We start from the raw sequence: 21,769 nt of genomic DNA on the forward strand, positions 1-21,769 counted from the left end.
ATTTAAGCAGATGGACCTCGACGCCTACTCCGCCGCCCACCGCGATGAGTGGGACAGGCTTGCCCGGCTCGGCTCGCAACGGCGCTTCTCCGGCGCGGAGGCGGATGAGCTCATCGAGTCGTACCAGTCGGGGGCCAGCCAGCTCTCCGCCATCCAGACCTCGGCCGGTCAGTCCGTCCCGGGCGATCGTCTCTCTCTCGCTCTGAGCCGTGCCCGCTTGCGCTTCACCGGGGCGTCGGCGAACGTGCTGAGCCTGCTGCCGCGCTTCTTCGTCGCTCAGCTGCCGGCGGCCCTGTACCGAGTGCGCTGGCTGAGCGCGGTCGTTGCGGCCGCCTTCGTGCTCGTGGCGGTGCTGTTCGGCTGGTGGGCCGCATCGAACCCGGCGGTTCTGGCGACGATGGGCACGCAGGCCGAGTTCGAGCAGTACCGCGAGGACTTCGTGAACTACTACTCGGAGTTCTCTGGCGGGTCCTTCACGTCGGTCGTCTGGACCAACAACGCGTGGCTCGCGGCGCAGTGCATCGCGTTCGGCATCACCGGCCTGTACCCGGTCTACCTGCTCTTCTCGAACGCCCAAGGGCTCGGGATGGCCGCCGCCGCCCTCGACTCGGTCGACGCGCTCGACGTCTTCTTCCTCTACATCGCCCCGCACGGCCAGCTCGAGCTCTACTCGCTCTTCGTGTCCGGCGCGGCAGGGTTGCGCGTGTTCTGGGCGTGGATCGCGCCCGGAGCGCGCACTCGGGCCCGGGCGCTTGCGGAGGAGGGTCGGGCGATGTTCACCATCGTGGTCGGCCTGATTCTCGCCCTGTTCGTCTCGGGGATCATCGAGGGCTTCGTGACCCGGCAGGACTGGCCGTGGGTGATCAAGATCGGCATCGGCACGGTCGCGCTCGGAGCGTTCCTCGCCTATCAGTGGGTGGTGGGCCGTCGCGCCTTCCGCGCGGGTCAGACCGGCGACCTGGACGAGTTCGAGGCGGGGGCGCGGCAGCTCGTCGCGGGTTAGCCCCGGTCCCGTCCGCGATCGCGGCGCGGCAGGTCGGGATGCTCGGCGAAGAACAGGGAGATCGGGTCGCCGTCGGGGTCCGCGGGCCGCGACGCCCAGCGCTGGAAGACCGCCTCGAACTCCGCGAGCATCTCCGCCCGGTTCTCGGCGGTGAGCTTGAGGCCGAGCCGCGTCGCGCTGATGTCGTCGGGCGCGAGCCCCTCGATCTCCTGCAGGAAGGTCTCGAGCAGGATGGGGCCGACCCCGGGGACGGGGGTGCGCCACGACCGTCGCGTGGCCCGGTAGGGCACCTCTCGCGCTCCGCGGGCACCGCGTCGCGGCTCGGCAGCCTCGAGGAAGCCCGTCGCGACGAGGGAGCGGACGTGGTGCAGCATGCTGCCGGGGTTCAGGCCGAGTTCCTCGGCGAGCTCCTTGTTGGTGCGCGGCTCGTGCAGGCACAGGCGCAGGATGCGCATACGCAGTGGTGAGGCGAGCGCCCGGGCTCGGGCGCCGTCGTCGGGCGAGGCATCCATGACCCTATCCTACTGAGTGATTGACGAAAGCCAATCGCTAGCGCAGGATGGGGACCGTGACCCCCCTCGACCTCCCGCTTCGCCGCAACCGGAACTTCCTGTGGTTCTGGGGCGGCGAGGCGGTGAGCCAGCTCGGCGCCCAGTTCACCCTGCTCGCCATCCCCGTGCTCGCCGTGACCTTCCTCGGCGCGACCGAGTGGCAGGTGGGACTCCTCGGCGCAGCCCAGACCGCGGCGTTCCTCCTCGTCGGACTCCCCGCCGGCGCGTGGCTCGACCGGATGCTCAAGCGCCGGGCCATGATCGCGGCCGACATCGTCCGCGCCGCCGCCTTGGCGACGCTGCCCGCGCTCTGGTTCGCGGGACATCTCGAGATGTGGCACCTCTACGTCGTCGGCATCGTCGTGGGCGTCGCTACCGTCTTCTTCGACGTCGCCTACCAGAGCTACGTTCCGATCCTGCTGCCGTCGAGCCAGATCGGCTCCGGCAACTCCCGGCTGGAGACGACGTCGCAGATCGCCAGCATCGGCGGCCCCGGTCTTGCCGGGGCGCTCCTCACGATCGTGAGCGCGCCGGTGCTGCTCGTCGTCGACGCGATCTCCTACGTCGTCTCCGCCTTCGCCATCTGGAGAGTCCGGGACACCGAGACCACTCCGCCACGTCACGAGCGGCGACCGCTGGCGACCGAGATCGCCGAGGGCATCGCGTTCGTGTTCCGGCACCGACTTCTCCGTGCGATCGTCCTCACGACCGCGGCGACGAACTTCTTCGGCTTCTTCATCACGACCCTCGAGGCGCTCTATGTGCTCCGCGAGCTCGACCTCGGTCCGGCCTCGCTCGGCCTGATGTACTCCGTCGGCTCGGTCGGGGGACTGCTCGGTGCCGTCGCGACGCCGTGGTTCACGCGCCTCATCGGCGAGGGGACGGCGATCACCGTGTCCGCGATCGGCTTCGGCATCGCCACCGCCGCCTACCCGCTCGCCTCCCTCGCCGGGGTTGCCGCGCTCCCCGTGCTGATCGGCGGGATGCTCCTGCAGTCGTTCTTCGTCCTGGTCTACAACATCACCCAGGTCACGATGCGCCAGCGGCTCTGCCCGCCCCGCCTGCTCGGCCGCATGAACGCCTCGATACGCTTCGTCGTCTGGGGGGTCATGCCGCTCGGGAGCCTCGCCGGGGGCGCGCTCGGAACCGGGCTCGGAATCGTGCCGACGATGTGGATCGGCACTGTCGGCGGGCTTCTGGGGGCGGCCTTCGTGCTGTTCTCGCCGCTCACGGGGATGCGCGAGCTGCCTCGGGAGCAGGTGCGGGACTAAGCGGAGTCGGCGGAGCAGTCCGAGCAGCCCGACCGGTGCGCCGCAATCGACTCGAGTACCGCCCGCGCGACTTCCGGGGGCTCGTCGGGCGCAAGAAGCTGAGGGCTCAGAGCGATCCGGGCACCGGGCGCCGGGAGAACGGCCACGCGTGGGGATCGGTCCCAGAGCCGGCCGATGACGTCGTCGCGGCAGTCGCGCAATCCGCTCGGCACCCGCACGAGCAGCCGCGGCACGAGCTGCCCGCAGTGCCCGGACGGATCCGCGTAGACGGCGAGGCGATGAGCGACGAATGCCGTCGACCATTCGTTGACGACGGCGAGCCTCTCGGCGTACTCGTCGTCTTCGTCCCGTTCGAGGAACTCCTCGACTGCGGCGAGAAGACCGAGGAGCTCTTCGCGGCCGATCTTCGCCGTACGTCCGACCCCGTGTTCGGTGCCGCTGTTGGTTCGGCATGCGGCGACCAGCTCTGCGGTGCCGACGACGAGCCCGCTGCTGGTGGGGCCGCCGATGCCCTTGCCCCCGCTGAAGACGGCGAGCGACGCTCCCAGCACGCGCGTGTAGTCGGTGAGTCGCGAGCGCGGCGGTACTTGATCGGCAGCGTCGACGACGACCGGGATGCCCAGCTGCCGTGCCGCGTCGGCGAACAGGCGAAGCATCCCGTCCTCGTCCTCATGGGGGAACATCCCCGGGAACCAGACAAATGCCGCGTCGGCGCGGTCGAGTTCGCGGGGGTGCTCGACGACGCGCACGGCGCCGCCGCCCGCGGCGATGCTGTTGAGGTAGTCGTTGGGGTGCCAGGCGTCGGCCCCCGCGAGCTGGCCGCCGAGATGGCCGGACCAGACCGCGACGTCGGGTCGCTCGCTGCTGCGGGGGAGAGCTGCGGCCCGCTCTGGATCCGGTCCGGCGATCGTTGCGGCGACGGCGACCATGACTCCGGCGGCGCTGCCCGCGCTCACCCACGCTGACTCGTTGCCCGTCGCCTCGGCGAGGCGACGACCGACTTCGTCGTGGAGCGCCTCGATGTCGACGTATTCGGTCGACGCCCGGGCCATCGCCTCGAGAACCCTCCGGGAGAGCGTCGAGCCGCCGAGCCGCGATTGCGCAGCCCCCGCGTTGATCACGCGGGGGAGGCCTAGGAGGCTCACTGACCCGCCGTCACCCTCTGCCGCTCGCGATAGGCGGCGGCGTTGACGCGGTTGCCGCATCGGCCGCTGTCGCAGAACGTGCGCGAGCGGTTCTTCGAGTAGTCGACCATCACGCGGGAGCAGTCCGGAGCACGGCAGACGCGAAGCCGGTCGCCCTCGCCCGAGGTCAGCATCACTGCGAGGGCCATCGCGCAGTCGGCCACGAGATGCTCCTCGAGAGTCGCGAACGGCGGGAAGTAGTGCAGGTGCAGGCCGAGACCGTCGTGATCGGACAGCCGCGGCGTGATGCGCGCCGACGCCAGGAGTCGGTTGACGATGTCGGTGCGGGCCGACTCGTCGGGAGCAACGAAGACCGCCCGCAATTGGGAGCGAACCAGGTGGATCGGCTCGAGGTCGCGCGCCGTCGGCTCCTCGACCTCCGTGATCACGCGGTCGAGCACGAAGCGGCGCAAGGCTTCCGCCGTCCCGAGCTCCTCGGAGTCCGCCGCGGGGGTGCCGGTGTTGATGAGCGCGGTGATGGTGCCGAGAACGTGCTCGAGATCGCGCCAGTCGTGACCGTTCATGTGTGTCCCGTCGTTGCGGCCACCTCCGGCCGGCTAGCAGCAACATACTCGCCGCGATAAGCAGCGTCAAACAGTTTGGTTATTACTCCGTCACAGAGAAACGCTTGACAGCGGCAGGAGCGGTGCGCTTTGCTGTCGACAACATAAGCACCAAAAGGGTCTTTGACCATCACTCAATGGTGAAAGAGGCACGCCCCGGACGGTTCTGTTCTGCATCACTGACCTGAAAGACGAGGATCGATGAAAGCAACAGCCCTCCGCGTCGGGTTCGCCCTGACGCTTCCCGTAGCCCTGGTACTGGGCGGCTGTGCCGCCGGTGACGGCGGCTCCGAGGAGATCACGCTCACCGTTCAGACCGACTCCTACGCGCTGCCGGGCTTCCAGCTCGTGGCGGACCAGTTCGAGGCGGACCACCCGGGCGTGACGGTCGAGTTCCAGGTGCTCACGCCGGATCAGCAGTCGACCACCAACCTGCAGACGCTCACCTCCGCCGACGCCCCCGACATCGCGAGCGCGCCCTTCAACACGACCGTCTTCACGGAGATGCTCGCGGCCGACCAGTTCGTGCCGCTCGACGACGTCTGGGAGGAAGCTGACCTCGAGGCGCGCTACGGCCAGTCGCTCGCTGACGCCATCCGCCCGGGTGGCCAGCAGGTCGGAGTCCTGTTCAGCAAAGTGCTCTATGGCATCGCCTGGTACAACAAGGCGATGTTCGAGGAGGTCGGCATCGAAGTGCCCGAAGACCACCAGATCGGCACGATGGACAATCTCGCCGAAATGGTCGCAAAGCTCCGCGCCGGCGGCTACCAGCCTCTCTCCATCGGCGGCAGCTCCAACTACCACCTGACGTGGATCCTCGACAACCTCCTCGCGACCTCCGCGACGGCGGACGAGCTCACCAACTACGTGACGAGCTTCGACCCGGACGTCGACGTGACGGCGTCCTACACCGACGCAGCCTTCACTGACGCCCTCGAGCGCATCAAGGAGATGTACGACTCCAACACCTTCCAGGACGGCGTTCTCGGCATGGACCAGGACGCGGGGCTCGCGCTCTTCGCCGCGGGGCAGGCCGGGATGATGATGGGGCACAACCAGACACCGGCCGGTGTCGCCAACAAGGAGTCCGATGTCGACATGGGCTTCCTCTTCCTGCCCCCGATCAACACGGATGTCACGCTCCCGAACTTCTACGCGGGCAACCTGCTCGAGATCCCGAAGAACGCCCAGCACCCGGACCTCGCCAAGGAATTCCTCGTGCTGCTCATGTCCGACGAGATGCAGATCGCGGCGATCGAAGCCACGGGCGGCGCGTTCCCTGGTGTCGCGGTCGACGAGAGCGCGATCGCCACGGCGCCGGACTCGGTGCGCGAGCTGCTGGAGTTCGAGTCCGAGTACGGCAACGTCGCGGGGTGGGCATCCCTTGTCCCCGCCAAGCTCGGCACGACCGACCCTCTCATCCAGAAGCTCCTGCTCGGCGAGACGACCGCCGAGGAGATCGGCGTCGAGCTCGACGCGCTGCTCGAGGAGATCCGCACCGATGGCTAGGTTCAGCTCAGGCCCCGCGGCGAACGGTCGGGCATGACCGCAGTGTCGCGAACGGTGTCCGGGGGCGCGGGGATGCAGGTGCGGGTTCGCCTGGTCCTGCTCGCTGCGCTCCCGGCGCTGCTCCTCCTCCTCGTGGTGTTCGCCTACCCGATCGTGCAGACCGTCCAGCTCTCCCTCTCGGAGTGGCGGGGCTTCGGGCCGATGGAGTGGACCGGACTCGACAACTACGCCGACGTCCTGTCGAGCGACGCCTTCTGGGACGCCCTGCGCAACACCGTGGTGTTCGCGCTCGGTGCGACGATCTGCATTGTCGCCGCCGCGCTCCTGCTCGCGGTGGCGGCGACCCGGGGTCAGCGCTTCGACCCGGCGTTCCGGGCGATCTGGTTCCTCCCCGCGATCGTGCCCGGCACGGCCGCGGCGGTCTTCTGGTCGATCTCGGTGCAGCCCCAGTCGGGGGTGGTCAATGCGGTGCTCGGCTTCCTGGGTCTCGGCAACGGTCACGCCTGGCTCGCGTCCCCTGAGACGGCTCTGTGGGTGATCGTGGGTGTCGCGGCGTGGACGAGCACGGCCTTCCCCTTCCTCCTCCTCGCGGGCGCGATCGACCGCGTCCCCGCGGAGGTCTACGAGGCCGCGCGAATCGATGGTGCCGGCGACGCCCAGCAGTTCTGGTACTTCACGATCCCGCTCATCCGCCCCGTGCTGACCATGGTGGTGGCCCTCCAGTTGATCTGGAACTTCAATGCCTTCACCCTCGTCTGGGCGATGACGAAGGGCGGCCCGGCGGGATCGACCACGATCCTGCCTGTGCTCCTCTACCAGGAGGGGTTCAAGAACGGCGACTTCGGCACGGCTGCGGCGATGGGTGTCATCTCAAGCGCTCTGCTGATCGCGCTCGGCGCTGTGACGCTTCGCGGGTCTGCCTCCCGGGCGGCCGGAGAATGAGCGCCGCGCGCGTGTCGAACGGTGCCTGGACGGCGCTCAAGCTCGGCATCACGGCGCTCGTGATCCTGCCGTTCGTCTTCATCCTCCTGCTCTCGTTCCGTTCGATGGCGGACATCTACCGCAACCCGCTCGGGTTCACCGGCAACTGGGTCCCCGGGAACTTCGTCCGGGCCTGGAACGGCCCGCCCGGAGGTACCGGATTCTCGAACTACTTCGTCAACTCGGTGCTCGTCGTGCTCGTGGCGGTCGTGATCGCCGCGCTGTTCGGCGCGCTTGCCGCCTACTTCGTGTCGCTGCTGCCGGCCCGGTGGCGCTCCCGGGTGCTCATGATCCCGCTCATCGCAACGATCGTCCCGACCATCGCGCTGCTCATCCCCTTCTTCCAAATGTTCAGTGCGTGGGGGCTGATGAACAGTCCCGTCGCAGTCGGGGTCCTGTACGCCGGGCTGTGCCTGCCGATGACCGTGCTCATCCTGCACGCATTCTTCGTCGACTTCCCCGGTGAGTTGCGCGAGGCCGCCGCCCTCGACGGACTCGGTCACGTGCGCACGTTCTTCACGATCGTCGTGCCGCTCTCGAAGCCGTCACTGCTCGCGGTCTCCCTGCTCAACCTGATCTGGGTCTGGGGAGAGACGCAGGTGGCCATCGTGCTGCTGCAGAAGGCCACGAGTCAGACGATCCCCGTCGGTGTTCTCACATTCCAATCGAGTTTCATGAGCGACCTCGGTCCGATCTTCGCCGGACTGAGCCTCGCGACCGTGCCGGTGCTCATCGTCTACTTCGTCTTCAACAAGACGATCAGTCGAGGGGTCTCGATGGGAGGCACGTTCCGATGACCCTGCGCCGATTCGACGAGCTCACGCGCGAGGCGCTCCGCGAGCGGACCGGAGATCTCGTGGTGGTGCCGCTCGGGGCGACTGAGCAGCACGGCGAGCACCTGCCGGTCATGACGGATGCGGCCATCATCACCCACCTCGCCGAGCGAGCGGGCGAGATCGCGGGAGAGCGAATCGACGTGCTGATCGCCCCTACCGTCAGGGTGGGGATATCGGGGCACCATGTCCCGTTCGGCGGCACGTTGACGGTCGGCTCGGAGACGTTCATCCGGGTACTGGTGGACCTCGTGTCTGCCCTGCGCACCCAGGGATTCTCGCGCTCGCTCTTCGTCAACGGTCACGGCGGCAACGACGCGGCCATGCGGGTCGCGGTCGAGCGACTCGCCGTCACGGCGACGGGCGGCGAGTCGACGGCAGCGCTCTCCTACTGGGCGTTCGCGGGCGACGCAGTCGGGCACCGTTTTCCTACCCCGGGGCACGCGGGGGGCTTCGAAACGAGCGCGATGCTCGCTCTCCGACCCGAGCTCGTCGGAGCCGTTCCCACAGGCCCGCTCGTGCAGTTCGACCTCGCGACGGACGTCGTGACCGGCCTGCACGATGTGCGACCGGAAGCCTGGCGATCGAGCGCGGGCGTGACCGACAACGCCGCGGGAGCCGACGCCAAGGCCGGCGCCGCCGACCTCGAACAGATCGCGTCGCGAATCGCCGACGCCATGGTGGAGCAGGTCGCGCGGCTCGATGCCGCGCGCAGAACAGGAGAGAGTCGATGACGACACCACTGACGATCGCCTCGGTGGAGCGCATCCGGGTGCACGTTCCTTTCACGGAGCGCAGTCGCCCGTGGAACAACGTGCTCGTAGGCGGATGGGGCCACATCGAGCTGTGCAAGGTGACGACGAGCTCTGGCGTGGTGGGCTGGGGCGAGACCCTGCTCACGTACACGTGGAAGCTCGTCGACGATGCGGCGGTCGCACGAGTGACCGGCAAGCCCCTCTTCGACCACCTCTGGGACGACTCGCTCGGTGCCGGATTGCAGCTAGCCCTGCTGGACGCCGCGGGCAAAGCCCTCGGCGTGCCTGCGCACCGGCTGCTCGGTCTGCCCCAGGTTCGGCAGTCCATGCCGCTCGCTTGGTGGAGTACGAAGATGCCTCCGGAGGTACTCGCCGAGGAGGCGGCGGAGGCGGCGAGCCGCGGATACCGCGCCCACAAGTTCAAGGCGAGGCCGTGGTTCGACGTCGACGACCAGGTCGCGCAGGCGTCCGCCGCGACGCCCGATGACTACTCGTTCGGCATCGACTGGAATTCTCTGCTCCTGAGCTCGGCGGGCGCCCGCCCGGTGCTCGAACGGCTCGACGGCAACTCTCGCGTGCACTTCTTCGAGGGCGCCGTGGGCCGCGCTCAGATCGCCGACCAGAAGGACCTCCGCGGACGCTTCACGACGCCTCTCGTGGAACACTACGACGCCGCGCTGTTCCCGACCTGGATGACCGAGAACGCCCTCGACGGTTTCGTCGTCGACACCGGTGGCATTTCGCGCTTCCTCCATATGGGCGCGACGTGCGCGGCCTTCAACAAGGAGTTCTGGCTCCAGATCGTCGGGACCGGCATCACCACGGCATTCGCCCTGCAGCTGAGCGCGGTGCTGACGCACGCCCGGTGGCCCTCGGTGACGGCTCTCAACGTTTTCGAGTCCACCCTCGTCACCGAGTCGATGGAACCCACTCTGGGCCTCCTGGCGATCCCGACCGCTCCAGGCCTCGGCGTCACCATCGACGAGGAAGCGGTGGAGCGGTACCGGGTCGGTGACGACTACCGCGTGGAACTGCCCCGCACGATACTCGTGTTCCGGCGGCCGGACGGCGCATCCCGGGACTACGCCTCCATCAACCACCTCTGGCAGGAGTGCCTCGACGACGGGACGATGGGCGTGCAGTCGCCTGGCGCGCGCCTGGACATCGTCGAGGACGACGGCGGCTCAGAGTTCGCGGAGCGGTTCGCCGAGGCGGGCGCTCGGTTCAGCGGAACCGGAGTGCCCTGGCCGGCTCTCACGTTCTACCCGGGGCTCGACACGTGACCGATCGGCTCTTCGACACGCACTGCCACCTGTTCGAGCGGGGGTTCTCCGGTTCGACCGGTGTGCTGTTGCGGGGGCGCCACGCCGAGCTCCACGCCTACGAGCGCTACCGCTCGGAGTTCGCCATCGAGCGTAGCCTCGTCATCGGTTTCGAGGGGGAGGCGGGCTACCTCGGATCTAACGCCTACCTCGAGAGCCTCTCCGTCGGGCGGCCCTGGCTCATCCCCGTGCCCTTCGTCGCGGTGGGCTCCCCGCTGCGCGGCCGCGCCGCCTGCGCCTACGTCTCGACCGCGGACGACGGCCAGTGGCTCGCGGCGGAGCTCGGTCGGCGGGACGCCCCCTCCCTCCTCTCCCTCAATGCCAGACCGGAGGCGCTCGCCGCAGCCGCACCCGCCCTCCGCGCCGCCGGGGGGACGTGGATCCTCGTCTCCCACCTCGGACTGCCCGGCCCGGCACCCTCTCTCCTGGCGGCGATCGAGCGGCTCGAGCCGCTCCTCTCGCTCGCCGCCGCCGACCACGTGACCGTCAAGCTCTCGGGCCAGTACGCCGCGAGCTCGCTCGGCTACCCGCATCCCGACGTTCAGCCGATCGTCGATCTCGTCGCCGATCGCTTCGGCGGACTCCGGCTCACGTGGGGTTCCGACTTCTCGCCGTGCCTTGAGCACGTCGCCTTCGCCGAAGCCGTCGATTGCGTCCTGCCGTCGGGGGCGAGCCCCACCGAGCGGGACGCCATCCTCTTCAGCACCGCCGACCGCCTGTACCACCACTATCTCGGAGTGCCAGCATGACGTCGCCGACCGCCTTGGGCCCGTTCTACCGCGATCACCTCGTCGGCGTCGACGACGTGGTGCACCTCTACTCCGGAGCCGAGGGGCCGGCCCTGCGCGCGCATCGCGAAGCGGCGGCTCGCTACGTCGTCGACAAGTCCGCGGGCGAGGAGGGCCGCCGTCGCAGTGAAGCAGTGCTCGACACGACGAGGGAGCAGCTCGCGAGGCTGATGGGCGGGTCGGCCAACTCGATCGCCATCCTCGGCAACGCATCGGATGCCATCAACCGACTCGTCGGCGCCGTCCGGCTCGAGCCTGGCGACAACGTCGTGACGAGCGACCTCGAGTTCCCCTCCGGCGTCCAGTCGCTCCTATTGCTGCGCGACCGAGGAGTGGAGGTGCGCTTCGCGCGCGGCCGCGAAGGACACCTCTCGGCGGCCGACTTCGAGCCGATGATCGACGAGCGCACCCGGCTCGTGGTCTCGAGCCACACAAGCTACGTCAGCGGGGCGCGGATCGACCCCGCGACCGTTCATGCTCTCGCTCGGCGCGTCGGTGCCGCCTTCATCCTCGATGTCACTCAGTCGCTCGGGGTTCTGCCGGTGGTCGCAGCCACGGCGGACGCGATCGTCTCGAGCTCCTACAAGTGGGTCCTGGGGCCCCACGGCCTCGGGATCGTGCACCTCACCAATCCGGCCGCGTTCGGTCATGCCGCCGCAGGCTGGCGATCCGTGCCCGACGTCTTCGCGCCCGATCGCCTCAGCACGGTTCGGTTTCGCCCGGATGCCCGCAGCCTCGAGCTCGGATTCCCGAGCTTCCTCGGCGCCTACTTCCTCACCGAGTCCCTCGCCCTCATCCTCGATGCCGACCAGTCCGCCGTCGAAGCCCACGTGAACTCGCTCACCGCGCAGCTCGTGGACGGGCTGCTCGGCGCCGGCGCCCGCCTGCTCTCGCCCCTCGACCCCGCGGAGCGCGGCACGAACATCAGCGTCGTCGCGGCAGATGGCGAGTCCGTCGCGGCGCGGATGCTCGAATCGGGCGTGCGCGTCTGGGGCGGCGACGGCCGCGTTCGTTTCTCGGTGCACGCGTTCAACACCGCCAACGACATCGACGCGGCGCTCGCTGCATACCGGGCGGCAGCATGACTCTGCCGCCCGTGCGCCGAGCGGATGCGGATTCCGCCCGCGAGCTGCTCACCGCCCTCGTCAGCATCCCCTCGGTCAATCCGGCCTACGATCCCGCGTCCCCGGGCGAGAACGCTCTCGGCGACGCCATCCTCGAGTGGACGGCCGGGCTGGGGCTCGAAGGCTCCCGCGAGCCGGTCGTCGACGGCCGCCGGAACATCCGCGCGCGACTCGCAGCGTCGCGATCCGAGCGCACCCTGCTCATCGAGGGCCACCTCGACACCGTCGGCCTCTCACCCGGATCCGGAACGCAGGCGCGAGTCGAACGCGGACGGCTGCACGGCCGAGGCGCGTGCGACACCAAGGGCGGCATCGCCGCCGCCCTCCTCGCCATCGCCGAGCTCGCCGAGCGTGGGCTCGAGCGGACGGACGTGGTGCTGCTCGGCGCGATCGACGAGGAGCTCGCCTTCCGGGGGATCACGGCGGCGATCGCGGGAGGTGAGCGAGGCGACGCCGCGATCGTTCTCGAGCCCACCGACCTCGCGATCGTGACCGAGCACAACGGGGTGCTCCGTTCGGAGATCCTGGTCACCGGGCGCGCGGCCCACACGTCACGTCCCGAGGAGGGGCGCAACGCGATCGTCGACGCCCTCGAGGTGGTCCGCGCCCTGGAGGAATGGATCGCCCGGGACACCCTCGAAGGCGACGACACCGGTCGCATCCTCGCGGTGACGACGATCGCGGGCGGGTCGGCGATCAACATCGTGCCGGACTCCTGCCGGCTCGGCGTCGATCTTCGCATTCGGCCCGCCGAGCATCCCGAGGGCGTCCTCGACGAGCTCCACGGGCTTCTCGCGTCGCTGCCCGTGGACGCCCGCGTCGATCGCGTGCTGCTCGCGGACGGCGGACTGAGCACGGCCCCGACGAGTCGCGTCGTCCTGGCCGCCCAGCGCGCGGCCGGCCTCCATCAGCTGCCGGTGGAGGCCGTCCGCGTACCCTACGGAACCGACGGCAGCAAGCTCGCCCGGGCCGGGATACCGACCGTCGTCTTCGGACCGGGCTCGATCGCCGACGCCCACGGCGACGAGGAGTCGGTCGCGCTCGACGACGTGGTCACCGCGGCGCGCGTCATCCGCGACCTGGTGCTCGCCCTCGAGGAGTTCGCGTGAGTGTGCGGGTTGGAGTGATCGGTGCCGGCGCCTTCGGGCGCGAGCACGCACTCGCGTACTCGCAGCTTCCCACTGCCCGGCTCGTGTCGATCGTGGACGCCGATCCTGCGCGGGCCGACTCCCTCGCCGCCGAGCTCGGGGTCGATCGGGGAGGGGCGCTCGGTCACCCCGACGCCGTCTCGGTCGTCGTGCCGGCCGCATCGCGGGGCACGCTCGTCGCCGACAGCATCGCGGCGGGCCGTGCGGTGCTCATCGAGAAGCCGCTCGCCGCGACCGTGGAGGAGGCGCGAGAGATCGTTCGACTGGGCGGCGGGCTACCGGTCATGGTCGGTCACCTGCTCCGATTCGCGGAGCCGTACGTGCGGCTCGAGCAGCGGGCGCGCGCGTTCGGGCGTCTCTCGGGCGGAACCCTCGGTCGGCTCCGGTCCGCCGCACACGCTGCGCGTCATCCCGCAGACGACGTCGTGGGGCTCACCATGATCCATGACCTGGACGCCGTCGCGTGGCTTGCCGGCTCGAGCATCGCGACAGTGCGGGCCACGGGGAGGGCGGACGACGAGCGCTGGATCGCGAGCGACGCCGAACTGACGATGGCCGATGGCTCCCGGTGGTTCGTGCACGCGGCGTGGGAAGGCAGCGACGCCGATCAGCGGGATGACGCAAGCATCGTCGCCGCCGACGGCCGCGAGTCGAGCCTGTCCCTCGGCTCCGCCGACGCGGCGGTCTACGACAGTGCGCTCGAGGCCGAGCTCGCGCACTTCGTCGAGTGCGCCGCGCTGGGCGCACCCTCCGACCGCCTCGTGCTCGCGGACGCGGCCCGCGCGGTGGCAGCGGCCGACGCGGTCCGCACCTCGATGGAGCAGAAGGGAGCGCCGGTCGATGTCTGGTAACGCCGATCTGCTGGTGCGGCACGCCCACCTGATCACCATGGACGACGAACGCAGCATCATCCCGGATGCTGCGATCGCAATCGTCGACGGGGCGATCGTCGACCTCGGCCCGGACGCCGATGTCGTCGCGCGCTGGGGTGCCACGGAGGTCATCGACGCGGCGGGGGCTCCCGTCCACCCCGGTCTGGTCGAGGCGCACTTGCATTGCTCGTACCAGTTGTTCCGCGGCGCCCTGCCTGACCAGCTCCAGGAGGAGGACGCCTTTCGCGAGTTCGAGGGTCACTTCTACCGCGCGGTCGACGACGAGGACGAGCACGCCTCTGCGGTGATTGCGGCCCTCGAGATGATCCGCCACGGCACGACTGCCTTCCTGGAGCCCGGCACGGTCCTGGAGGTCGAGGCCGCCGCCACCGCTGCCGAGCTAGTGGGCATCCGTGCGGTGCTCGCCGACTCGTTCATCTGGGACGACCCGGAGGGCCTCGCGATGGGCAAGAACGCCCACCCCGAGCGCAACACATCGATGATCCCGCGGGCGGCGAGCGATCGCGCGTCGGTTCGCTCCCGCCTCGGCCGCATGGCCGTGCGCCAGTCGCCACCCGGGTCCCTCGTCACGGGGCACGTCGCCGTGCTCGGACTCGGCACGGCGTCAACCGAACTCATGATCGAGGCCAAAAGGGTCGCGGACGACGCGGGTGTTGTACTCAACTTCCACCAGTCGTACAGCCCGGGGGACACCGCACGCGACCACCAGCGACTCGGTGCCCACCCGATCGTCGCGCTGCGCGACCTCGGCGTGGTGGATCGATCGACCACGATGGCGCACGTCAACCACGTGTCCGACGCGGAGTTCCACGCGCTCGTGGAGTCGGGTGCGACCGTCGCGTGGGCGCCGGCCGCGTCGATGATGTGGGGGCACGGCTCGACGCTCGACGGCCGACATGCAGAACTGCACAGGGCGGGCGCGTCAGTCGCTCTCGGCTCCGACTCGCCGAACTGGTCGAACAGCCTCGACCTCTTCCGCCAGGCATCCCTCGCAGTGCTGACGGCTCGCGAGTCGCACCGCGATCGCACCTACCTCGTCGCCGAGGACGGGTTCGCGATGGCGACTCGCGGTGGGGCTCGGGCCGCGGGGATCTCCGATCGGGCGGGCTCAATCGAGATCGGCAAACGAGCCGACCTCGTCGTCCACTCACTGCGCCGGCCAGAGCTCCTGCCGCTGACGGACCCGGTACGGAACCTCGTCTACTCGGCGGGCTCGAGCACGGTCGACACGGTCGTCATCGAGGGCCGCGTCGTGCTGCGCGGTGGAATGTTCCCGCACCTCGATGAGGAGGCTCTCCTGCGGCGGGCGAGCGAGCGCTCCGTGGGACTGCTGCGGCGCATGGGCTACACAGTGGGGCCCAACGACCTGGGGCGGAGGGTATGAGCACCGTCATCCCGCTCGTTCCCGCCCAGTTCCCGGAGAGCGGACGGCGCACCCTGCTCGAGGCCGACGGGATCGTGGTCGAAGGCTTCCGCTACAGCTCCGGTATCGAGGGGATGACGGTCCGCAGCGAGGCCCTCGAGCTCGACGTCCTCCCGTTCACCGGACAGCAGATCTGGCGCGCTCGCATCGGGGGGCGCGATCTCACGATGCGGTCGACGTTCGAGGAGCCCGTCGCGTCGCGCGAGTACCTCGAGAGCAACGGGGCCTACTTCATCCATTGCGGCGGGAGTGCGATGGGCAACCCCGGCCGCGGGGACGAGCACCCGCTGCACGGCGAGCTGCCGAGCGCGCGGCTGGGCGATGTCGCGCTCGAGCTCGAGGGCCACGAGCTGCGGCTCCGCGGCGGGTTCACCTCGCGGGTCGCGTTCGGTGCCTACTTCCGTGCCGCGTTGTCGCTCCGTGTTCGGGTGGGTGACACGCTCATCGAGTCCCACGCCGAGCTCACGAACCTCAGTGCTGAGCCCCGCCCGCTCATGTACCTCGCCCACATCAACATGCTGCCGGCGGTCGGTGGCCGTCTCGTCGAGGAGTACGAGCCCGGCCGGAGGCCGGTAGCGCGCGGCGACGTGCTCGTCGGCGGGCGACCGGTGCCGGCAGCCGACCTCGACTCCGGCGCCGTCGATATCGAGGAGCTGCTCGCGCCCGGTGTGCGGGTCGAGCCCGAGCTCGTGCAGACAGTCCCGGTCGCGCATCCCGGCGGGTGGTCGACCGTTCGACAGGTGCATCCCACCGGGCACACCGACATCGTCTCCTTCGAGCACGGCGACCTCACCCACACGATCCGATGGCTGCGGCGCTCGGCCGACGACGACGCCTTCGGGTTCGCGCTGCCCGCCACCGCCGAAGCCGACGGTCTGGCGGCGGAGACCGCCAAAGGCCACGTTCGACTGTACGGACCCGGCGAGAGCCTTCGCGCAACCATCCGGCACGGCAGTGAGCCGGCCACCCCCAGAGAAAGGTCCCCCGAATGAACACCGAGATCCACACTCCGCTAGCGCCGACTCCGCTGTCGAGCTTCGCCCAGGGCGCGAGATCCGGACCCTTCCTGCAGGTCTCCGGCTGCGGCTCCCTCGACCCGGGGACGGGTCAGGTGATCAACCTCGGCGACGTGGGCGCGCAAGTGACGGCGACGCTCGAGACCGTCCGCGCCATCCTCGCGGCGGGCGGGGCGAGCTTCGCCGACGTGCTCATGGTGCGCGTCTACCTGACCGACCGCGCCCATTTCCCGCTCATGAACGCCGCGTACGAGTCGTTCATCGCGGAGCACGCTCCGACGGCGAAGCCAGCCCGCACGACGCTCATGGTCGGGCTGCCCCTCGAGGGCATGCTCGTCGAGATCGACGCCCTCGCCGTAGTCGCCTAGGCACCGATCAAGCGCAGGATGCCCGGAGCCGATCGGCCCCGGGCATCCGTGCAGTCGTGCTGCCGAGCGCTACTTGGCGCGCTTGGAGTCGAACAGCGCCGAGTAGGTGAAGCCCGCGATGAGGGCGCCCACGATCGGGGCGACGATGAACACCCACAGCTGGATGAGCGCGTCCGGTCCGCCGTAGATGGCGGTCGCGATCGAGCGGGCCGGGTTGAACGACGCGTTCGACACCGGGATCGCCACGAGGTGCAGGAGGGTCAGGGTGAGGCCGATCGCGAGCGGCGCGAAACCGCTCGGCGCGCGGCGATCGGTGACCCCGAGGATCACGTAGAGGAACACCGCCGTCAGGACGACCTCCGTGACGATCACCGCGAGCAGGTTGAAGCCGGCGGGGGAGTGCTCGCCGAAGCCGTTCGAGGCGAATCCACTCTCGACCGCGCTCGCGAGGAAGCCCTCCGGGCCGTTGCTGGCAACGATGAAGAGCACGGTCGTGGCGAGCGCGCCGCCGATGATCTGCGCGAGCACGTAGTACGGCACGTCGCGCCACGCGAAGCGACCGGATGCCGCGGCGCCGAGCGTCACCGCCGGGTTGAAGTGACCGCCCGAGATGTGACCGACCGCGTAGGCGCCGCCGATGACGGTGAGGCCGACCGCGAGGGCGACACCGAGCCAGCCGGTGTTCGGCGAGGAGAACAGCGCCGTGCCGATGACGCCGCCGACGAGCAGGAAGGTTCCGAAGAGCTCGGCGGTGACGCGCTGGGCGAGCGAGGAGGCGGAGTCGACGTCGACGTCCGCATTGGCAACAGTCTTGGCCACGGCCGGAGACCTTTCTGTGAAGGAGCTGGGACTCTCCGAGCCTAGCGACGGGGCTCAGCCGGTTACAGCCGCCCCGCCGCCTTGAGCGCGATGTACCGGTCCGCGAGAGCGGGCGGCAGATCGGCGGGAGCGCCGGTGACGACGTCCGCCCCGAGCTGACGGACGGCCGCCGCGACGCGGGCCTGGTCGAGGAGCGCGCGCTCCGCGGCGGCGGCGCGGTACACCTCGTCGCGGTCGGTGCGGGAGCGGGTGGCATCCAGCACCGTCGCATCGGTGACGGATGACACGAGCACCGTGTGCTTGCGCGTCAGCTGCGGCAGAACCGACAGGAGACCGCGGGACGCGCCCGGCGCGTCGGCGGTCGTGGCGAGCACGACGAGCGCGTGGTGCGCCGTCACCGAGCGAACGAGCCCGGGCACCGCCGACCAGTCCATGTCGATGAGCTCGGGTTCCACCGGGGCCATCGTCGACACCATGCGCGACAGGAGCTCGGCGCCCGTCGCGCCCTGCACGCGACCGCGCACGCGCCGGTCGAAGATCACGACGTCGACGCGGTCGCCCGCTCCCGACGCGAGGGCCGCGAGCAGCAGGGCCGACTCGAAGGCCGTGTCGATCCGCGGCTCGTCGTCGATGCGCGCGGCTGACGTGCGACCGGAGTCGATGACGATGACGACGCGGCGATCGCGCTCCGGGCGCCAGGTGCGCACCACGAGCCGGCGGCCCGAGGGGCTCGTGGGGTCGTTGCGCCGGGCCGTCGCCCGCCAGTCGATCGATCGCACGTCGTCGCCGCGCACGTAGTCGCGCAGGCTGTCGAACTCGGTGCCCTGCCCGCGCACCATCACGCTCGTCGCGCCATCGAGCTCGCGGAGGCGCGCGAGCCGAGAAGGGAGGTGCTTGCGCGAGTTGAACGGCGGGAGCACGAGTAGGGACGCGGGGGCGAGCAGAGTCGCCTGGCGGGCCCAGAGCCTCAGCGGTCCGAAGGAGCGCACCGTGACGGCGGAGGCCCGGCGCTCGCCGCGACGGAAGGGGGTCAGGACGGTCGAGTAGGAGCGCCGCTCGCCGGCCGGCACGGTCACGCGATGGCGGGTCGGGGTCGCGCCAGCGGAGGGCGGCCAGGCGTCGCGGGCGATCCCGCGCACAGTCCGTCGACCGCGGTTGGTGATGAGCAGCGTGGCTGCCGCGGACTCGCCGAGCCGCACGCGGCCGGGCACATCCCTCTGCACGTCCAGCCGCCGAGGCGACCCGGCGAGTGCGAGATCGACGAGCCCGAGCGCGAGGGCGCCGAGGAGCCACCACGCGAGCACCGCGCCGTCCCCCGTGATGACGAGGGGCACGGCCCCCGCGAGCACGAGGAGGACGAACCAACCGGAGATCGCCATGGTCTAGATCGGCACCTGCACCTGCTGCAGGATGGCCCGCAGGATCGTGTCGGCGGAGACGCCCTCGAGCTCGGCCTCGGGCCGGAGCTGGATACGGTGCCGCAGGACGGGCAGCGCCATCGCCTGCACGTGGTCGGGGGTGATCGCGTCGAACCCGTTGAGCCAGGCCCACGCCTTCGAGGCGGCGAGGAGCGCCGTCGACCCACGGGGGCTCACGCCGAGCTTCACGGACGGGCTCTGCCTCGTCGCCCGCGCGAGGTCCACCGCGTAGGCGAGCACGTCGGCGCTCGCCCCCACCGAAGCGACGGCAGCCTGCGCGGCGGCGAGCTGATCGGCGCCGAGTACGGGGGTGACGCCCGCGGCGGCGAGGTCGCGCGGGTTGAATCCGCTCGCGTGCCGCTGGAGCACCTCGACCTCGTGATCGCGCTCGGGCAGCTCGAGGGTGAGCTTCATGAGGAAGCGGTCGAGCTGGGCCTCCGGGAGCGTATAGGTGCCCTCGTACTCGATCGGGTTCATCGTCGCCGCCACGAGGAAGGGCACCGGGAGCTTGCGCGTGACGCCGTCCACCGACACCTGCCGCTCCTCCATCGCCTCGAGGAGCGCGGATTGCGTCTTCGGTGGCGTCCGGTTGATCTCATCGGCGAGCAGGATGTTCGTGAACACCGGTCCCTCGCGAAACTCGAACTCGCCCGACTTCGAGTCGTAGACGAGGGAGCCCGTGAGATCGCCAGGCATCAGATCGGGGGTGAACTGCACGCGCTTGGTCTCGAGGGCGAGCGCGTGGCTGAGGGTCCGCACGAGGAGGGTCTTCGCGACGCCCGGAACGCCCTCGAGGAGCGCGTGGCCCCCGGCGAGAAGCGTGATGGTCAGTCCGGTGACCGCGGCGTCCTGGCCGACGACGGCCTTGCCGACCTCGGTGCGGAGGGCGGCGAACGCCTCGCGGAGCTGGCTCTCTGTCATGTCTCGATTCTCTCCTGTCGGGGGCGTGCGGTCGGTTGCGTGCGGGCGGCGGGGGATGGCGGCGGGGATCGGTGTCAGGGTCGCAGACGATCGGCGACGCCTCGCTCAAGGGTGAGCAGGGCATCCGACAGCTCGACGAGCTCCCGGTCGGACCCCGGGTCGGCGTCGACGAGCACACGACGCACCTCGTGCGGCTGCGCGCCGGTGAGGGAGCTCACGGCTCCGACGACGTCATCGACGGTGGCCGTGCTGGGCAGCCCGCACAGCGCGGCGAGGCGCTGAACCGTGCCCACCCGCAGCGCGTCGAGCGCCCGCAGTCGTGCCGAGGACTTCTCGTAGAGCCGGGCGCGGCCGAGCATGGTCTCGTTCGACCTGACGACGACGGGCAGTGCCTCGACGACGAGGGGGCCGAGCCGCCGACCCCGCCAGATCGCCGCCGCCACGAACACGAGTGCGAGGAGAACCACGAGCGGGGTGACCCACCCGGGAGTGAGTTCCGCGAGCGATTCGGTGGACTCGACGTCCGCGAAGGAGGGCAAGTACCAGACGAGGGTCTCCCTGCTGCCGAGCAGGCCGAGGGCGAAGGCCGCGTTGCCGTCGGCGATCGCGAGCTCGTTGGTGAGCGGCGCGGTCGCCCCGAGCACGAAGAGCTGCCGGCCGTCGTCCTCGAGCCCCACGAGCGAGTAGACGCCGTCGCCGCTGCCCAGGCAGGTGAGGGCGGCCGCGTCGTCGTCGATCACCCGGTAGCCCTGGCTCTCGCCCGAGACGACGCCCGCGCGCTCGACCGCACCGAGCTCGCAGTCCGCCTCGAGCGGGCCGTCGACGACGCCCGCTTGAGCGACTCCCGGCGCGATCGCCTGCAGCTGGCCGAAGTCGGGTTCCGCGACGATGACGGTGTCGGCGAGCCCGACAGCGTCCTCGAGCTGCTCGTCGGTCAGGTAGAGGCCCGGGTCGAAGAGGAAGAGCGTCGTCGTCGACGGCGAGTCGATCGCGTCGCGGGTCTCCGTGAGCGAGGAGGTCGCGATCACCTCCACCCCCTGCTGGCGCAGCACCTCCGCGACCGCCATGGCGCCCGCGGGCGCCGCGTTCTGGGGATCGAGTGGCGCCCGATCCTGCGCTCCGCCTGTCGTGGCGAGGGTGATGACCGCGATCGTGACCACGACGACCGCGCCCACCACCCAGAACGCCGCCCGCTTCGCCGTCGACCTCAGCCGTGGCGTCACGACCTCGGTGCTCACGCGTCCACCTTCTCGATCACGGGGGACTGGCCGCGGACTCGCTCGTCGAGCGAGGCGATCTGCTCGAACTGCTCGCGGGTGCCCTCCCGCCCGAGGTACCGCACCCCGTCGAAGGAGCGTGCGGATGACTCGAACTCCGACTCCAGGCTCGGGAAGGACGCCCCTGCTCGAGCCGCGAACCCCGACGCCGTCGTGCCCGGGGTGACCGTGACGAGCGTGCGCTCGGCGAGACCGCGCGCGGTGGCTCGGAACATCTCGGCGACCGCGGTCGACCATTCACCGGCGGCTGCGGCGGCCCGGGCATCCCGCCGCATGGAGTCGGCGTCGCGGTCGTCGTCCTCTCCGAACATCGAACCGCGCACCGCGCTGCGGCGATTCAGTCGCGGAAGGCCGAAGATCAGGATGCCCACCACCACGGCAGCGGCGACGAGCAGCAGCACGAGCCCGAGACCGAGCGCGGGAGGCCCCTCGAGCCCGCCGACCTGCAGGCCCGTCAACCACTCCCAGAAGGCCTGCGCGATCTGATCGAACAGCGTCGGCCTCGCCGCCTGGTACTGCGGCTTGCTGAGCTCCTGGATGAGCAGCTCCCGCGCCTCGTCGGCGTCGGGGTCGACGGGAACGTCGAAGGGCAGCAGGAGCAT

22 protein-coding genes are annotated in these 21,769 nt (G+C 70.3%); 14 read left to right on the forward strand and 8 right to left on the reverse strand.

Going from position 1 to position 21,769, the window contains the following annotated elements; translation table 11 throughout:
* Positions 1-10: 10 nt before the first annotated feature.
* The gene (locus tag Q5716_RS02820; protein ID WP_305002956.1) at positions 11-1,003 is read left to right on the forward strand and encodes a stage II sporulation protein M; all 993 of its coding nucleotides are present in this window, start codon (positions 11-13) and stop codon (positions 1,001-1,003) included.
* Here Q5716_RS02820 and Q5716_RS02825 read toward each other — a convergent pair.
* A complete protein-coding gene (locus Q5716_RS02825; protein WP_305001568.1) occupies positions 1,000-1,515 on the reverse strand; it encodes a winged helix-turn-helix domain-containing protein in 516 nt (171 codons plus the stop codon). The genes Q5716_RS02820 and Q5716_RS02825 overlap by 4 nt on opposite strands.
* 47 nt (positions 1,516-1,562) lie before the next feature.
* Between Q5716_RS02825 and Q5716_RS02830 the strand changes: the two genes are divergently transcribed.
* Positions 1,563-2,825: an MFS transporter gene (locus Q5716_RS02830; protein WP_434056577.1), complete on the forward strand. Its 1,263-nt coding sequence runs from the start codon at positions 1,563-1,565 to the stop codon at positions 2,823-2,825.
* Here Q5716_RS02830 and Q5716_RS02835 read toward each other — a convergent pair.
* Together Q5716_RS02835 and Q5716_RS02840 are read right to left on the reverse strand one after the other, a co-directional pair.
* Entirely contained in the window at positions 2,822-3,970 is a 1,149-nt protein-coding gene (locus Q5716_RS02835; RefSeq protein WP_305001570.1) for a hypothetical protein, read from the reverse strand. The two genes, Q5716_RS02830 and Q5716_RS02835, sit on opposite strands and share 4 nt — an antisense overlap.
* Complete coding sequence (locus Q5716_RS02840) at positions 3,967-4,533, reverse strand: CGNR zinc finger domain-containing protein (RefSeq protein ID WP_305001571.1); 567 nt, start codon at positions 4,531-4,533, stop codon at positions 3,967-3,969. Before Q5716_RS02840 ends, Q5716_RS02835 begins: the two co-directional genes overlap by 4 nt.
* Positions 4,534-4,773: 240 nt before the next feature.
* Between Q5716_RS02840 and Q5716_RS02845 the strand changes: the two genes are divergently transcribed.
* The 12 genes from Q5716_RS02845 to Q5716_RS02900 are packed head-to-tail and all read left to right on the forward strand — an operon-like array spanning position 4,774 to position 16,732.
* Entirely contained in the window at positions 4,774-6,081 is a 1,308-nt protein-coding gene (locus Q5716_RS02845) for an ABC transporter substrate-binding protein (RefSeq protein WP_305001572.1), read from the forward strand.
* A gap of 33 nt (positions 6,082-6,114) precedes the next feature.
* Complete coding sequence (locus Q5716_RS02850; RefSeq protein WP_305001573.1) at positions 6,115-7,023, forward strand: carbohydrate ABC transporter permease; 909 nt, start codon at positions 6,115-6,117, stop codon at positions 7,021-7,023.
* Positions 7,020-7,859, forward strand: coding sequence for a carbohydrate ABC transporter permease (locus Q5716_RS02855; protein WP_305001574.1), 840 nt, complete (start codon positions 7,020-7,022; stop codon positions 7,857-7,859). Before Q5716_RS02850 ends, Q5716_RS02855 begins: the two co-directional genes overlap by 4 nt.
* Entirely contained in the window at positions 7,856-8,629 is a 774-nt protein-coding gene (locus Q5716_RS02860) for a creatininase family protein (protein ID WP_305001575.1), read from the forward strand. Before Q5716_RS02855 ends, Q5716_RS02860 begins: the two co-directional genes overlap by 4 nt.
* Positions 8,626-9,933 carry a mandelate racemase/muconate lactonizing enzyme family protein gene (locus tag Q5716_RS02865; protein ID WP_305001576.1) on the forward strand — a complete coding sequence of 436 codons (1,308 nt, stop codon included), beginning with the start codon at positions 8,626-8,628 and terminating at the stop codon, positions 9,931-9,933. Before Q5716_RS02860 ends, Q5716_RS02865 begins: the two co-directional genes overlap by 4 nt.
* A complete protein-coding gene (locus Q5716_RS02870) occupies positions 9,930-10,721 on the forward strand; it encodes an amidohydrolase family protein (protein ID WP_305001577.1) in 792 nt (263 codons plus the stop codon). The genes Q5716_RS02865 and Q5716_RS02870 overlap by 4 nt, the downstream gene beginning before the upstream one ends.
* On the forward strand, positions 10,718-11,845 hold the full coding sequence (locus tag Q5716_RS02875) for an aminotransferase class V-fold PLP-dependent enzyme (protein WP_305001578.1): 1,128 nt from the start codon (positions 10,718-10,720) through the stop codon (positions 11,843-11,845). Before Q5716_RS02870 ends, Q5716_RS02875 begins: the two co-directional genes overlap by 4 nt.
* The gene (locus Q5716_RS02880) at positions 11,842-12,993 is read left to right on the forward strand and encodes a M20 family metallopeptidase (RefSeq protein ID WP_305001579.1); all 1,152 of its coding nucleotides are present in this window, start codon (positions 11,842-11,844) and stop codon (positions 12,991-12,993) included. Before Q5716_RS02875 ends, Q5716_RS02880 begins: the two co-directional genes overlap by 4 nt.
* Positions 12,990-13,883: a Gfo/Idh/MocA family protein gene (locus tag Q5716_RS02885; RefSeq protein WP_305001580.1), complete on the forward strand. Its 894-nt coding sequence runs from the start codon at positions 12,990-12,992 to the stop codon at positions 13,881-13,883. Before Q5716_RS02880 ends, Q5716_RS02885 begins: the two co-directional genes overlap by 4 nt.
* A gap of 37 nt (positions 13,884-13,920) precedes the next feature.
* The gene (locus tag Q5716_RS02890) at positions 13,921-15,309 is read left to right on the forward strand and encodes an amidohydrolase family protein (RefSeq protein WP_305001582.1); all 1,389 of its coding nucleotides are present in this window, start codon (positions 13,921-13,923) and stop codon (positions 15,307-15,309) included.
* The gene (locus Q5716_RS02895) at positions 15,306-16,340 is read left to right on the forward strand and encodes a DUF4432 family protein (protein ID WP_305001583.1); all 1,035 of its coding nucleotides are present in this window, start codon (positions 15,306-15,308) and stop codon (positions 16,338-16,340) included. The genes Q5716_RS02890 and Q5716_RS02895 overlap by 4 nt, the downstream gene beginning before the upstream one ends.
* Positions 16,337-16,732: a RidA family protein gene (locus tag Q5716_RS02900; RefSeq protein ID WP_305001584.1), complete on the forward strand. Its 396-nt coding sequence runs from the start codon at positions 16,337-16,339 to the stop codon at positions 16,730-16,732. Before Q5716_RS02895 ends, Q5716_RS02900 begins: the two co-directional genes overlap by 4 nt.
* Positions 16,733-16,801: 69 nt before the next feature.
* Here Q5716_RS02900 and aqpZ read toward each other — a convergent pair whose 3' ends face one another.
* The 5 genes from aqpZ to Q5716_RS02925 all read right to left on the reverse strand — a co-directional run bounded on the left by aqpZ (position 16,802) and on the right by Q5716_RS02925 (position 21,769).
* Positions 16,802-17,551, reverse strand: a complete 750-nt coding sequence (aqpZ, locus tag Q5716_RS02905) for an aquaporin Z (protein ID WP_305001585.1) — start codon at positions 17,549-17,551, stop codon at positions 16,802-16,804.
* A gap of 62 nt (positions 17,552-17,613) precedes the next feature.
* The gene (locus Q5716_RS02910; protein ID WP_305001586.1) at positions 17,614-18,930 is read right to left on the reverse strand and encodes a DUF58 domain-containing protein; all 1,317 of its coding nucleotides are present in this window, start codon (positions 18,928-18,930) and stop codon (positions 17,614-17,616) included.
* 3 nt (positions 18,931-18,933) lie between these two features.
* Positions 18,934-19,890, reverse strand: a complete 957-nt coding sequence (locus Q5716_RS02915; RefSeq protein WP_305001587.1) for an AAA family ATPase — start codon at positions 19,888-19,890, stop codon at positions 18,934-18,936.
* 74 nt (positions 19,891-19,964) lie between these two features.
* Positions 19,965-21,128: a DUF4350 domain-containing protein gene (locus Q5716_RS02920; protein ID WP_305001588.1), complete on the reverse strand. Its 1,164-nt coding sequence runs from the start codon at positions 21,126-21,128 to the stop codon at positions 19,965-19,967.
* A complete protein-coding gene (locus Q5716_RS02925; protein WP_305001589.1) occupies positions 21,125-21,769 on the reverse strand; it encodes a DUF4129 domain-containing protein in 645 nt (214 codons plus the stop codon). Before Q5716_RS02925 ends, Q5716_RS02920 begins: the two co-directional genes overlap by 4 nt.

The organism is Antiquaquibacter soli, from assembly GCF_030580675.1.
In the GTDB taxonomy this organism is placed as follows: domain Bacteria; phylum Actinomycetota; class Actinomycetes; order Actinomycetales; family Microbacteriaceae; genus Rhodoglobus; species Rhodoglobus soli.